Below are 14084 nucleotides of genomic sequence, written 5' to 3' on the forward strand. Positions count from 1 at the left end.
AGCTGAAGCGACGCCATGGACACCCGCCATCTCGAAGCCTTCCGCGCCGTCTATGAGAACGGCTCGATGAGCGCCGCCGCCGTGCTGCTGGGCAAGTCGCAGCCGGCGATCAGCAATCTCATCGCCCGGCTGGAGGACGAGATCGGGGTGCGGCTGTTCCACCGCGCCCATGGGCGGCTGGAGCCGACCCCGGAGGCGGAGACCTTCTTCGCCGCCATCGTGCGCACGCTCGACGCGATGGACCGCACGCTGGCCATCTCGCGCAACCTGAAAAGCCTGTCCTCGGCGACGCTGCTCATCGCCAGCCCGCCCGGCCTCGCCACCTATCTGCTGCCGCCGATCATCGCCGATGTGCTGAAGGAGAATGCGGGCGCCACCGCCCGCTTCATCACCCGCTCCTCCTATGCGGTGCGCGATCTCGGCACCATCGGCGCCTTCGACGTGGGGTTCGCGGAACTGCCGATCGACATCCATGTCGCCTCGCTCGAACTGTTCGAGGTGGCGTGCATGTGCGTGATGCGCGCCGACCATAAGCTGGCGGGCGAGCGCTGCATCGGGCCGGAACAGCTCGACGCCGTGCCCTTCGTCACGCTGTTTCCCGAGCACATCACCCATATCGCCGCGGCGGAGGCCTTCTTCGAGGCGCAGGCGCACTGGAACGTGGTGGCGGAGGTGGAATTTTTCGGCACCGCCTGCGTGCTGGTGCAGCAGCTCGGCGCGGTGACGCTGGTCGATCCCGCCACCGCCCGCTTCTTCGCCGCGATGGGGCTGGTGGCGATCCCGTTCCGCCCGCTCGTGCCCTACCGCTTCGGCATGTTCCGCCCCAGCACAAGGCCGCCCTCGCGCATCTCGGTCGCCTTCATGGAGCGGTTCCGCCGTACTGTCGCGCCGGACCTCGCCGCCCCGCGCTGAAAGCCCCCGCCCCGCGCTCAAACTTCGGGCAACGGTAGCAGGCGCAGCGGAGTGTATAACTTTGCCTTATGGACTTCCCGCTAATTCCTGTTTGACGCCGACGCGAAATCGACGGGAAATCAGGGCAGGAACAGCCTGCGCGGGGAAGACGCATATGAGCACAGCGGCAATGAGCCTCTCGGCGACGAAGCGGGTGGAGGAACTCGGCCTCGTGCTTCCCGGCGCCGGCGGCGGGGCGGGCTATTACGGCACGCGCTACGGCAAGATGAAGCCGCATTATCTCAGCGACAAGCTGCTCTTTCTCTCCGGCCAGACGGCCGGCGTCGATGCCGAGGGCAAGGCGCTGTTCCCCGGCCGGCTGGGGCGCGACGTGACCGTGGAACAGGGCTATGAGGCCGCCCGCCTCACTGGGCTCAACTGCCTGTCCTGCATCAAGGACGCGGTCGGCGATCTCGACCGGGTGAAAGGGCTGGTGCGCTCGCTCAATTTCATCGCCTGCGACCCCTCTTTCACCCAGCCGCATTTGGTGGCGAGCGGGCTCACCGACCTGTTCGAGCAGGTGTTCGGCCCGGAGATCGGGGTCGGCGGGCGCGCCTCCATCGGGGTGATGTCGCTGGCCGATGATTACTGTTTCGAAACCTGGGTGACGGTGGAACTGCACTGAACCCGACGCCGACCCAATCAACCACACGGCCACAAGGCCGGAACCTTCCGCAGCAGGCCGCACGGCTCATCTCTTCCAGAGGAGACTTCGCATGACGACCCATCGCCTTGCCGCTGCCGTGCTCGGCATCGGCCTTCTCGCCTCCCCCGGCCTCGCCCGGGCCGAGGAGATCACCATCGGCTTCACCGCCGCGCTTTCCGGCGACTTCGCCGCCTTCGGCCTTAACATGCGCAAGGGCCTCGACCTCGCGGTGGCGGCGCTGAACAAGAAGGGCGGCAACACCTACACGATCGACGCGGTGGATGATCGCGGCGAGGCGCGCGAGGGCGTGCTCATCGCCCAGCGCTTCTGCTCCGACAAGAAGGTCGATGTGGTGATGGGCTATTCCTTCTCCTCCATCGCCCTTGCCGCCGTGCCGGTGTTCAATGAGTGCAAGCTCCCGGTGCTGGCCTCCGCCGTCACCAGCCCGGCGCTGACCAATGTCAGCCCCTATTTCCGCCGCAACGTGCTCACCGACGCGGTGCAGGGCACGATGATGGGCGACTACGCGGCCAAGACGCTCGGCCTCAAGTCGATCTATGTGCTGAACCAGCAGGATGATTACGGCATCGGCGTCGCCAAGGCGTTCTCCGCCGCCGCCGAGAAGGACGGCGCCAAGATCCTCGGCACCGAATCCTATCTGCTCGGCGCCAAGGATTTCCGCACCCTCTTGACCAAGGTGCGCGCCGCCAAGCCGGACGCCATCTTCATCGGCGGCTTCTACACCGAGGCGGCGAAGATCGCCGAGCAGGCCCGTGCGCTCGGCATCAAGGCGCAGCTTCTCTCCACCGATGGCGCGCTCAATGTCGAGCTGATGAAGCTCGGCCGCAACGCCGTGGAAGGCATGATCGTCTACGGCATGTTCGATCCGGCGGTCGCCACCCCGGCGACCGAGAGCTTCCTCTCCGCCTACAAGGCCGCCTACAAGGAAGACCCGAGCGCCTGGGCGGCGCTGGGCTATGACGCCGGCATGGCGCTCGGCGCGGCGGTCGATCTCGCCGCCAAGGATGGCCCGGTCACCCGCGAGAGCCTGAACGCCGCCTTCGGCAAGCTGAAGGACGTGCCCGGCGTTACCGGCCCCACCACCTTCGACCCCTCGGGCGACCGCGCCGGCGCGCTGTACTTCCTTGAAGTGAAGGACGGCAAGTTCGGCCTCGCCCCCAAGCAGCCGTAGGCCGCGCGCCGCGCGCCCTCTCCCCGACGGGGAGAGGGAAGATAGGAGCAGGCGCACCGCGCGCCCTCTCCCCATGGGGGAGAGGGTTGGGGTGAGGGGTAATCCCCGCCGCGACCGGCCCCCTCACCGACCCGCTGACGCGGGCCACCTCTCCCCGTCGGGGAGAGGGAGAAGGGGAAGCGGGACCGCTCCCCCCTCACCGGCCGGCGCTCCGCGCACACCCCACCCGTCCCGGCTCGCCCGGGCCGGCGCGTCCCTAAAGGCAACGCAGGCAGGCAATGGATTATCTCGGACAGTTGCTGGCGAACGGATTGGTGCTCGGGGCGATCTACGCCCTCGCCGCCGTCGCCTTCACCCTGGTGTACGGCGTCGTGCGCCTGGTGAACTTCGCCTTTGGCGAACTGTTCATGCTCGGCGCCTTCCTCACCGCGTCGCTGATGCTGCCCGAGGTGCGCCTGCTCGGCGCCATCGTGCCGATGCCGGGCTTCTCGCTGCCCGTCGCGGCGGCCGGCGCGATCCTGCTCACCGCCGCGCTCGGCGTGCTGGTGGACCGCATCGCCTATCGCCCGCTGCGCAACGCCCCGCGCCTTGCCCCGCTCATCACCTCCATCGCCGTCTCCGTGGTGCTGCAGAGCCTCGCCCAGACCGTCTGGGGCGCCGAGGAACTGCGCTTTCCCGAATTCCACCTCGCCACACTGCCGCCGGTGGTGCTGTTCGATTCGATCTATCTCTCGGTGATGGACCTGGTGGTGATGGCCACCGCGCTGGCCGCCATGCTCGGGCTTTCCGCCTTCATCGCCCGCTCCTCGCTCGGCCGGGCGATGCGGGCGAGCGCGGAAGACCAGATGGCGGCGACGCTGGTCGGCATTCCGGTCAACCGGGTGGTGGCCGCCGCCTTCGCCATCGGCTCGGGCTTTGCCGCTCTGGCCGGGCTGCTCTATGCGCAGACCTATGGCTTCGCCCATTCCAGCATGGGCTTCCTGCCCGGACTGAAGGCGCTCACCGCCGCCGTGCTCGGCGGCATCGGCTCCATTCCCGGCGCGGCGTTGGGCGGGCTCATTCTCGGCCTCGTCGAGGCGCTGGGGGCGGGCTATCTGCCCAACGGCACCGCCTGGAAGGACGCGATCAGCTTCGTGCTGCTGGTCGGGCTGCTTTATCTGCGCCCGCAGGGCCTGCTCGGCAAGCCGGAGCTGAATTCCGCCGGGCGCGGCAGCCTGCTCGGCGGCGCCTCGGAATTCGGTGCCGTCTGGCTGCGCGCCGCCTTCGCCCGGCTCGACGGATGGCTCGCCCGCGCCGCTTCCGCCGGCACGCCTGCCGCGCTCGGCCTGCTGGCGCTGGCGCTCCTCGTCGGCGCGCTGGTGCCGTCCGATTACTGGCTGCGCATCCTCACCCTCGTGGTGATCTACGGCATGCTGGCGAGCGGGCTCAACGTCATTGTCGGCTTTGCCGGCCTGCTGGATCTCGGCTTCGTCGCCTTCTGGGCGGTGGGCGCCTATCTCACCTCGATCCTGTTCGTGCTGGTGCTCAAAGACCAGTTCGGCGTCGAGCCGGCGACGATCTGGTGGCTGCTCTATCTCAACCTGCCGCTGGCGGGCCTGCTCGCGGCCGGCTTCGCGGTGATGCTCGGCACACCGACGCTGCGGCTGCGCGGCGATTATCTCGCCATCATGACGCTCGGCTTCGGCGAGATCGTGCGCATCGTCGCCATCAACTGGATGGACCTCACCAACGGGCCGATGGGCATTCGCGGCATTCCCGCGCCGAACCTGTTCGGCATCGCGCTCGGCTCGCCGCGGGCGCAGTTCTTCTTCGCCCTGGCGCTGGCGGTCGTCGTCGTCTTCGCCATCGCCCGTCTGGTGCGTTCCTATGTCGGGCGCGCCTGGGTGGCGATCCGCGAGGATGAGGAGGCGGCGGAGGCGATGGGCGTGCCCACCGCGCGCTACAAGCTCTATGCCTATGCCGCGAGCGGCTTCGTCGGCGGCTTTGTCGGCGTGTTCTACGCCCACACCCAGCAATATATCAGCCCGCTGAACTTCTCCCTGTTCGAGAACATCCTGCTCTTGATGCTGGTGGTGCTCGGCGGGCTCGGCACCTTCATCGGGCCGTTCGTCGGCGCGCTGATCTGGATCGTGTTCCTGCAGCTGGCGCTCGACCTGCCCTTCGTGCAGGCCTACCCGGAAACCCGCTTCGCTTTGCTCGGCATCGTGCTGATCGTGCTGATGGTGTTCCGCCCGCAGGGCCTCGCCGCCAGCGCCCGCGTCGCCCTGACCATGCCCGGAACGCGGCCCGGCGCCCGGCGCGCGGAGGAGGTGGCATGAAACCTCTGACCGGAGCGCCCACCCCCACGCCGCTGCTGGAAGCCCGCGCCATCACCGTGCGCTTCGGCGGGCTGCAGGCCGTCGGCGACCTCGACATGGCGGTCGCGCCCAACGCCATTCACGGGCTGATCGGCCCCAATGGCGCCGGCAAGACCACGGTGCTGAACGTGCTCACCGGCTTCGTCCGGCCGACCGAGGGCCAACTCGTGTTCGACGGCGCGGAGATCAGCGGGCTGGGCGTCAACGGCTTCGCCCGGCGCGGCCTTGCCCGCACCTTCCAGAACATCCGGCTGTTCGGCGCCATGACGGTGCTGGAGAGCGTGCTGGTCGGCGCGCATCAGCGTTTTTCCGCCAATGCGCTGTCGCTCGTCTTCGGCCGGCGCGCCGCGCGCGCGGCGGAAGCGGCGATGATCGCCCGCGCCTATGAGCTGCTCGCCTTTGTCGGGCTGGGGCCGGAGGTGGCCGACCGCGTCGCCACCACCCTCTCCTATGGCCATCAGCGCCGGGTCGAGATCGCCCGCGCGCTCATCTCCGCGCCCAAGCTGCTGCTGCTCGACGAGCCGCTCGCCGGCATGAACGCGGTGGAGAAGGCCGAGATCGCCGATCTCGTGCGGCAGGTGCGGGCGCAGGGCATCGCCGTGCTGCTGATCGAGCACGACATGCAGGTGGTGCGCCGGCTGTGCGACCACCTCACCGTACTGGAATACGGCCGCAAGCTGGCGGACGGCGCCCCGGAACAGGTGCTGGCCGACCCGGCGGTGCAGGCCGCCTATCTCGGCCGGGCGAGGTGAGCGCGATGAGCCAGACTGGACACATCGTCCACCACACCGCACCGACCGGTCACGCCGATACGGCCACGCCGCCGCTACTCCAGGTTGAAAACCTGGCCGTCTCCTATGGCCGCATCCGCGCCGTGGATGGCGTCAATCTCCATGTCGAGCCCGGCCGCATCGTCTCGCTGGTCGGCTCCAACGGCGCCGGCAAGACCACGACGCTGATGGCGCTCTCCGGCCTGCTCCCCCTCGCCTCCGGGCGAATTCGCTTTGCCGGAGAAGACATTACCGCGCTGGCGCCGGAGCTGCGGGTGGCGCGCGGCATCGCCCATGTGCCGGAACGCCGCCGCGTCTTCGCCGGCATGACCGTGCGCGAAAACCTTATGCTCGGCGCCTATGCGCGCGGCGATACCGTTGATATCGCAAGCGATCTTGAGCGCATGGTGGCGCTGTTCCCGCGCCTCGGCGAGCGCATGGCGCAGCAGGCCGGCACCATGTCCGGCGGCGAGCAGCAGATGCTCGCCATCGCGCGGGGCCTCATGTCGCGCCCCTCCCTGCTGATCATGGACGAGCCCACCATGGGCCTCGCCCCGCAGATGATCGACCTCATTCTCGACACCGTGCTGGAGATCCGCAAGCAGGGCACCACCATCCTGCTCGTCGAACAGAACGCCGTGGAGGCCATGCGCCTCTCCGATCACGTCTACATCATGCGCCTCGGCCGCATCGTCCATGAGGACAGCGGCGCCAATATCGACCCGGAGCGCGTGAAGTCTTTCTATCTTGGAGCCGATGCATGACCGATACTTCAGGAGCTCCGCGCATGCGGCTCGGAACCTTCCTCGGTGTGCCCCCGGCAACATCCGTCCGTGCCGGGCAGATCGCCGTCATCGGCCTGCCCTTCGACTGCGGCACCCACGCCACCCGCATCGGCTCGCGCCAGGGGCCGGCCGCGTTCCGCGCCATGTCGAGCGAGGTGCGCCCGTTCTATCCCCCGCTGGCGGATACCGATCCGCGCGACGGCGGGCGGGTCGTGGATCTCGGCGATGTCGATGTCGTCGCCTCCGATATCGGCCCGTCCATGGCGGCGATGGAATCCGTGGTGCAGCAGGTGGTGACGGCGGACGCGGTGCCGCTCTGCGTCGGCGGCGACGGCACCGTCACGCTTCCGGTTTTGCGAGCTCTGGCAAAGCGTTACCCCGAGCTGGTGCTGATCCATATCGACGCCCATACCGACGCCTATCCCGGCGAGGAGCTGAACACCGGCACCACTTTCACCCTGGCGGCGCAGGAAGGGCTGATCGACACCAAGCGCTCCTTCCACATCGGCGCGCGCGGCACCATGCTGGTCGGCGGCGCCTATGACCACACGCGCGGCCTCGGCTACCGGCTGATCCCGGGTGACGAGGTGCGCCGGCGCGGCCCGGAGGCCATTGCCGCCGAGGTCCGCGAAGTGGTCGGCACCCGCCCCGTGCACCTGTCCTTCGACATGGATTATTTCGACCCCTCCGCCGCGCCGGGCGTCGCCACCCCCACCTGGGGCGGCCCGCCCGTGGCGGAAGTGTTCGATCTTCTGCACGGACTCAAGGGGTTGGACCTTGTCGGCGTCGACATCAACACGCTGAGCCCGCCGCATGACGTGCAGGGCATGTCGGCCATGCTGGCCGGCCATGTCGCCGTCATCGCCCTTCATCTCGTCCAGCTCGGCCAGGCGGAACACCGCCTGAATGCCGGGCATCGCTGAACGAAAGGCCCCGGTCATGAGCCTGGAAACGACGCTGGTTCCCGAACCCTATGTCTGGTCCGAGCCGCCGCTCGGCGACGCCAAGAGCGCGCCGACCCGCTTCTACACCGACCCCGCCGTGTTCAAGGCCGAGGTGGACCACATCCACATGAAGAGCTGGTTCTTCGCCGGCCGGGTGGAAGAGGTGGCAAAGCCCGGTGATTTCAAGGCCCTCGACAGCGTCGGCGGGCCGGTGCTGCTGGTACGCGGCGAGGACGAGGTGCTGCGCGCCTTCGCCAATGTCTGCCGCCACCGCGCCTCCATCATTATGGAAGGCTGCGGCAACGCGAAGAACCTCACCTGTCCCTACCACGCCTGGAACTACCGGCTGGACGGCACGCTGGCCGGCGCGCCGGGCATGCGCGAAGTGCCGAAATTCGAGAAACCGCCGCATGGCCTCATCCCGATCCGCATGGAGGTGTGGGAAGGCTCGGTGTTCCTCAATTACGACGACAGCGCCCCCGGCCTGATGACCCATCTCGGCAACATGCCGGAGCTGGTCGGCAGCCATCGGCTCGGCGACATGGTCAAGACCTGGCACATGGAGATCGAGACGCGGTGCAACTGGAAGCTCCTGCTCGAAAACGCCATGGAGACCTACCACACCGGCATCGTCCACGCCGCCACCGTCGGCGCCCAGCGTTCGGTGAGTTTCCCCACCCAGGGCAACTGGCACGTCATCCAGGTGCAGGCGAACCGCTCCATCGCCGTGCTCGGGCAGGAGCCGCCCTTCCCCCCCATCGAGGGCCTGTCCGAGCAGGCGCGCAAGGGCACCTTCTTCACCGTGATCGAGCCGACCGTGCAGTTCGTCTACGCCCAGGACTGCGCCTGGTGGCTGGCGGTGCGGCCGATTTCCGTTGACCGCTCCGTGCTTTCCGTCGGCGGCTGCTTCCCCAGGGCCTATACTGAGCTGCCCGATTTCGAGGAGCGCGCGGCGCCCTATTACAAGCGCTGGGAAGCGGTGGCGATGGAGGATGTCGACATCCTGCAGAAGCAGCAGATCGGCCTGTCCTCCTGCCTCGCCCGCCCCGGCCCGCTCTCCTGGCGCGACGACATGGTGTTGGCGATGAACCGCTGGGTGATGGCGCAGCTGCCGGCCGACATCGTCGCCGGCATGGCCGAGGGTACCGAGTGAAACCTATGCGTGTGCTTCTCACCCATAACCGCGACCTGCTCAAACATTTCTACGGCTACAGGGCCGTCGACGCCCTGAAGGCACTGCCGATCGAGCTGGTGATGAACGACAGTCATGAGCCCCTGTCGGGAGACACCCTCGTGAAGGCGGCGGAGGGCTGCGAGGTGGTCATTTCAGACCGCCTCGCAGCCGGCCCGCGCGAGGTGATGCAGCGGCTGAAGGATGTGAAGCTGTTCACCCGCTGCGCCGTCGACATGCGCAATATCGACGTGGACGCGGCGTCCGAGGCCGGCATCCTCGTCTGCAACTGCTCCTCCGGCTATGCCGACGCGGTGGCCGAGCACACGCTGGCCCTCATGCTCGATCTCGCCCGCAACATCACGCGGGATGCCGAGCGCTACCATGCGGGCGACGCCTCGCATCCCATGGTATTCGGACGGCAGATGGCCGGCGCGCATGTCGGCGTCATCGGCTATGGCTCGATCGGCCGGCGCATCGTCGAACTGGCGCTGGCCTTCAAGATGAAGGTGACGGTCTACGACCCCTATGCGCGCTTCGACAATGGCGCGGTCATCCCGGTCGGGCTCGATGAGGTGCTCTCCCAGCCGGATTTCGTCGTCTGCGCCGCCTATGCGACGCCGGAGACGGAGCGGATGATGAACGCGGACGCCTTCGCCAAGATGCGGCGCGACGCCTTCTTCATCAACATCTCGCGCGGCATTCTGGTGGATGAGGACGCGCTGGAGGCGGCGCTCACCTCGGGCACCATCGCCGGCGCCGGGCTCGATGTCGGCGACGGGCGCGACCAGCAGCCCTCGCTGCGCCTCGCCCGCCTGCCCAATGTCGTCGCCACGCCGCATTCGGCGGCGCTGATGATCGAGCCTTCCGAATTCCAGGCGATGGAGACGGTGGAGCAGGTGAAGGCGATGCTGGAGGGCCGGCTGCCGATCCACGCCAAGAACCCGCACCGCCTGTCCAACTGGCGGTCGCGATGAGCGCGCTTCTGCCCACGCGGGCGCCGGCCTTCACGCCGCCGCCGGGCGCGTGCGACTGCCACATGCACATCTATGGCCCGGCGGAGACCTATCCGCCCGCTCCCGCCTCGCCGTTTCCGCCGGTCGCGGGGGGCGATATCGCCGCCTATCTCAAGGTGCGCGCCACGCTCGGCCTCTCGCGCGCTGTCGTCGTGCAACCCTCGGTCTATGGCTTCGACAACCGCGCCACCTTGGACGCGATGGCGATCCTCGGGGAAGACGCCCGCGGCGTCGCCGTGGTGCCGCCCGATGTGAGCGACGCGGAGCTGGAGCGGCTCACCGGCCTCGGCATATGCGGCATCCGCTTCTTCATGATCGGCGGCGGCGCGCTCGGCTGGGACGATCTGGAAACGCTGGCGGCGAAGACCGCGGCTTTCGGCTGGCATGTGCAGATGCAGGTGGATGGGCGGCTTTTGCACGAGCAAGCCGACCGCCTCGCCCGCCTGCCGGGCCGGTTGGTCATCGACCACAACGGCAAGTTCCTGGAACCCGTCGGCCTCGATCATCCCGGTTTCAAGGCGCTGCAAGGCCTGCTGGACGGCGGGCGCACCTATGTGAAGGCCTCGGGCGTCTATGAGACCTCGCGCCTCGGCCCACCCTTCTACAGCGATGTCGCCGCGCTCGCCCGCGCGCTGATCGCCCATGCGCCGGAGCGCTGCCTGTTCGCCACCAACTGGCCGCACCCTTCCAAGCCCGGCAACCCGCCGGACGACGCGGCGCTGGTCGACCTGTTCCGCGACTGGTGCGGCAGCGACGCCCTTGCCGCCAAGATCATGACAGACAATGCGGCGGCGCTGTATGGCTTCCCCGCAATACCGCCCGAGCAGGAACGCCTCCCGTGATCACCACTCACCGCTCCACTTTTTTCGGCCCGTCCCGCCCCACTTTGTTCGCCCGCGACGCGGCGATCGCCACCTCGCATCCGCTGGCCACGGCGGCGGGGCTTGAGGTGCTGCAGGCCGGCGGCAACGCCATGGACGCGGCCCTGGCGGCGGTGGCGGCGCAATGCGTGGTCGAGCCGGCAATGACCGGGATTGGCGGCGACTGCTTCGTGCTCTACGCGCCCAAGGGCAAGCCCACCGTGGCGCTGAACGGCAGCGGGCGGGCGCCCATGGCCGCCAGCGTCGCGGCGCTGAAGGCCGCCGGCCTCACCACCGAGATTCCCCGCACCAGCCCGCATGCGGTCACTGTACCGGGGGCGATTTCCGCCTGGACACGCCTTCACGCCGACTATGCGACGCTGCCGCTCGACCGGCTGTTCGCCCGCGCCATCGACTATGCCGAGAACGGCTACCCCATCGCCCAGCGCGTCGCCTTCGACTGGGCCGACGACGCGCCGCTGCTGGTGCAGGATGCCAATGCCAGCGCCTTCTTCCTCAAGGACGGCAAGCCGCTGGTGGCGGGTGATCGCCACGCCCAGCCGCTGCTCGGCCAGCGCCTGCGCGACATCGCCGCCCATGGCGCGGCCGCCTTCTATGAGGGCGCGACGGCGCAATCGCTGGTGCGCTATCTCAATAGCCTCGGCGGCCTGCACACCGAGGAAGACTTCGCCGCGATGAAGGACGGCGCCTTCTACACCACGCCGATCGCCACCGAGTATCGCGGCTATACCGTGGAGGAATGCCCGCCCAACGGGCAGGGCCTCGCGGCGCTGATGCTGCTCAACATCCTGCGCGAATTCGACCTCGGCGAGGGAATGTCGCTGGCCGACCGGGTGCATCTCCACGCCGAGGCCGGCAAGCTCGCTTACTACAACCGCGACGCCCTGCTGGCCGACCCCGCCGCGATGACGGTGCCGGTGGAGACGCTGCTCTCCCGCGACACCGCCCGCCGCCTCGCCGCCCGCATCGACATGGGCCGCGCGCTGCCGCCCGCGCTGTGGGATGAGCCGGAGCACAAGGACACCGTTTACATCAGCGTCGTCGACCGCGACGGCAACATGGTGTCGTTCATCAACTCGCTGTTCCACGGCTATGGCTCCACCCGCATCGACCCGGAAACCGGCGTGCTGCTGCATTCGCGCGGCGCGTCCTTCCGGCTGATCGAGGGCCACCCCAACGCCATCGCCGGCGGCAAGCGGCCGATGCACACCATCATCCCCGGCCTGCTGCGCAAGGACGGCGAGGCGTTGGGCGTGTTCGGCGTCATGGGCGGGCAATACCAGGCCTCCGGTCAGGCGGCGCTGCTCTCCGGGCTGTTCGACCGCCATCTCGACGTGCAGATGGCGGTGGACGCGCCGCGCGCCTTCGCCCATGACGGCGTGCTGGAAATCGAGCCGACCTGGCCCGAAAGCCTGCGCGCCGAGCTGGAAGCGCGCGGCCACACCGTCACCACCGCCGTCGAACCGCTCGGCGGGGCGCAGATCATCCTGCGCGATCCCGCGAGCGGCTTCCTTCTGGCCGGCTCGGACCCGCGCAAGGATGGCTGCGCCATGGGTTTCTGAACCTTTGCGGCAGGTCCGCCCTCCCCCTCCCCCCGTCGGATCAGCGCCATGCACGATGAACCCCTCCCCCGCCGGCATCGGATCGGCATGCTGACGCCGTCTTCCAACACGGTGCTGGAGCCCTATACGGCGCGGATGCTGGAGCCGCTTTTCCCCGAGGTGACGGCGCATTTCGCCCGTTTCCGGGTGACGCGTATCGCGCTCGACGACAGCGCCTCCAACCAGTTCCGCCAGGAGCCGATCCTGGCGGCGGCGGAGCTGCTCGCCGACGCCCGCACCGACATCATCGCCTGGAACGGCACCTCGGCGAGCTGGCTCGGCTTCGACACCGATGCGCGGCTCTGCGCGGCGATCGAGGCGCGAACGGGCGTGAAGGCCACCAGCTGCATTCTCGGCCTCAACCGGCTGCTCGCGGAGGGCGGGGTGCGGCGGCTCGGCCTCGTCACCCCCTACACCGCCGATGTCGGCGCCCGCATCGCCGCCAATTACGCCGCGCATGGCGTGGAGGTGGTGGCCGGACTCCATGCCGGCCTGTCCGACAACTTCTCCTTCGCCGACATCGCCGACGACCAGGTCGGCCATATGTGCGCGAAGGTTGCGGCGGCAAAGCCCGACGCCATCGCCATTGTCTGCACCAATATGCGCGGCGCACGGGTTGGCGCGGAGATCGAGCGCGCGCTCGGGATTCCCATCATCGATTCCGTCGCCGCCACGCTGTGGGGCTGCCTGCGCGCGCTCGACCTTCCCATCGCGCCGCTCGCCGGCTTCGGCTCGCTCTTCGCTACACCGGCCTTTGCCGGCCTCAGCGCCCCTGCGCCCGCCGCCACGCCGCCGGGGTCGCGCCGATAAGCCGGCGGAAGCTGCGGGTCAGGTGCGCCTGATCGGTGAAGCCGGTGGCGGAAGCGATTTCGGTGAGCGGCAGCTCGGTATCGGTCAGCAGCGCCTGCACCCGCCGCAGCCGCGCCTTGAGGTGCCACTGATAGGGCGGCACCCCGGTCGCGGCCTTGAAGGCATGGCTGAAATAGGATTGCGACAGGCCGGTCAGCTCCGCCAGTTCCTGCAGGCGGATGTTGCGGGCGCAATGGGCCTCGATGAAATCCGTCACCCGCCGCAGCTGGCGCGGGGAGAGCGCGGGGCCCCGCGCCGCCGCGCTCGGCGCGCGGCCGAGCTTCAAGAGGTCGATGAACAGAGCGAGGGTCAGCCCATCGCCATAGAGGTCGTGGCGACGCTCGGGGCCGGTGCATTCCTCCGCGATCAGCTGCGCCAGGGTGAACAGGCGCGGATCGAGAAAATCGAGCCGCGGCGTCGCCAGCCGCTCATCGTCGAGATCCTCGCCGAGGCGCTCGCTGAGCGTCGGCGCGTGGAAATGCAGGTCGAGGTGGCGCACCCGCACCGGCTCGTCGACATGCGACCAGATCGGCAGGTCGGCGGGCACGAAGCTCATGCGGTGCGGGGCACGCTGCACCCGGCGCGGGCGACCATCCACCGAGAGCTGCACATCCGAGCGCCCGCCCTCGCGCTCCAGCACCACGAACAGCCGGGCATCGCGCGAGACATAATGCCCGCCCGCCCCCGCCGCGCAGGCGACATGCCAGACATCGGCGATGATGCCGTTCCAGCTGCGCCAGTGCAGCTCGTCCAGAAGGGTGATGCCCTCCACGGTGGAGGTCATGCGCGGTTGAAAGCTCATTCAGCGTGCCATTCGTCAAGATCAACGCGGCACTTCATAGATTAGAATCAATATGAAGTAACACTCTCGCCTTGATCTCGCGCCAAATCCGTTGGATCAGGGGGCACTAGAGAACACGA

At 68.7% G+C, this 14084-nt stretch carries 13 protein-coding genes; 12 read left to right on the plus strand and 1 reads right to left on the minus strand.

Annotated features, from left to right (window positions below; genetic code table 11):
* Nucleotides 1-15 precede the first annotated feature (15 nt).
* The 12 genes from K9D25_RS04060 to K9D25_RS04115 all read left to right on the plus strand — a co-directional run bounded on the left by K9D25_RS04060 (nucleotide 16) and on the right by K9D25_RS04115 (nucleotide 13124).
* Entirely contained in the window at nucleotides 16-912 is an 897-nt protein-coding gene (locus tag K9D25_RS04060) for a LysR family transcriptional regulator (protein ID WP_244379490.1), read from the plus strand.
* 154 nt (nucleotides 913-1066) lie between these two features.
* Nucleotides 1067-1576 carry a RidA family protein gene (locus K9D25_RS04065; RefSeq protein WP_244379492.1) on the plus strand — a complete coding sequence of 170 codons (510 nt, stop codon included), beginning with the start codon at nucleotides 1067-1069 and terminating at the stop codon, nucleotides 1574-1576.
* A gap of 91 nt (nucleotides 1577-1667) precedes the next feature.
* The gene (locus K9D25_RS04070) at nucleotides 1668-2789 is read left to right on the plus strand and encodes an ABC transporter substrate-binding protein (protein WP_244379494.1); all 1122 of its coding nucleotides are present in this window, start codon (nucleotides 1668-1670) and stop codon (nucleotides 2787-2789) included.
* 278 nt (nucleotides 2790-3067) lie between these two features.
* A complete protein-coding gene (locus K9D25_RS04075; RefSeq protein ID WP_244379496.1) occupies nucleotides 3068-5107 on the plus strand; it encodes an ABC transporter permease in 2040 nt (679 codons plus the stop codon).
* On the plus strand, nucleotides 5104-5898 hold the full coding sequence (locus tag K9D25_RS04080; RefSeq protein WP_244379498.1) for an ABC transporter ATP-binding protein: 795 nt from the start codon (nucleotides 5104-5106) through the stop codon (nucleotides 5896-5898). Before K9D25_RS04075 ends, K9D25_RS04080 begins: the two co-directional genes overlap by 4 nt.
* Nucleotides 5899-6020: 122 nt before the next feature.
* Nucleotides 6021-6680, plus strand: coding sequence for an ABC transporter ATP-binding protein (locus K9D25_RS04085; protein ID WP_347881472.1), 660 nt, complete (start codon nucleotides 6021-6023; stop codon nucleotides 6678-6680).
* 23 nt (nucleotides 6681-6703) lie between these two features.
* Nucleotides 6704-7624: an arginase family protein gene (locus K9D25_RS04090; RefSeq protein WP_244379507.1), complete on the plus strand. Its 921-nt coding sequence runs from the start codon at nucleotides 6704-6706 to the stop codon at nucleotides 7622-7624.
* A gap of 16 nt (nucleotides 7625-7640) precedes the next feature.
* On the plus strand, nucleotides 7641-8798 hold the full coding sequence (locus K9D25_RS04095) for an aromatic ring-hydroxylating oxygenase subunit alpha (RefSeq protein ID WP_244379515.1): 1158 nt from the start codon (nucleotides 7641-7643) through the stop codon (nucleotides 8796-8798).
* Nucleotides 8799-8803: 5 nt separating this feature from the next.
* Nucleotides 8804-9793 (plus strand): NAD(P)-dependent oxidoreductase, encoded by a 990-nt coding sequence (locus K9D25_RS04100; protein ID WP_244379516.1) that lies wholly within the window; start codon nucleotides 8804-8806, stop codon nucleotides 9791-9793.
* A complete protein-coding gene (locus K9D25_RS04105) occupies nucleotides 9790-10674 on the plus strand; it encodes an amidohydrolase family protein (RefSeq protein WP_244379517.1) in 885 nt (294 codons plus the stop codon). The genes K9D25_RS04100 and K9D25_RS04105 overlap by 4 nt, the downstream gene beginning before the upstream one ends.
* Nucleotides 10671-12275 carry a gamma-glutamyltransferase family protein gene (locus K9D25_RS04110; protein ID WP_244379518.1) on the plus strand — a complete coding sequence of 535 codons (1605 nt, stop codon included), beginning with the start codon at nucleotides 10671-10673 and terminating at the stop codon, nucleotides 12273-12275. Before K9D25_RS04105 ends, K9D25_RS04110 begins: the two co-directional genes overlap by 4 nt.
* A 48-nt stretch (nucleotides 12276-12323) precedes the next feature.
* On the plus strand, nucleotides 12324-13124 hold the full coding sequence (locus K9D25_RS04115) for a maleate cis-trans isomerase family protein (RefSeq protein WP_244379519.1): 801 nt from the start codon (nucleotides 12324-12326) through the stop codon (nucleotides 13122-13124).
* Here K9D25_RS04115 and K9D25_RS04120 read toward each other — a convergent pair.
* Nucleotides 13078-13965, minus strand: coding sequence for an AraC family transcriptional regulator (locus tag K9D25_RS04120; protein ID WP_244379520.1), 888 nt, complete (start codon nucleotides 13963-13965; stop codon nucleotides 13078-13080). The two genes, K9D25_RS04115 and K9D25_RS04120, sit on opposite strands and share 47 nt — an antisense overlap.
* Nucleotides 13966-14084 lie beyond the last annotated feature (119 nt).

Origin of the sequence: Ancylobacter polymorphus (genome assembly GCF_022836935.1) — a bacterium.
Classification (GTDB): domain Bacteria; phylum Pseudomonadota; class Alphaproteobacteria; order Rhizobiales; family Xanthobacteraceae; genus Ancylobacter; species Ancylobacter polymorphus_A.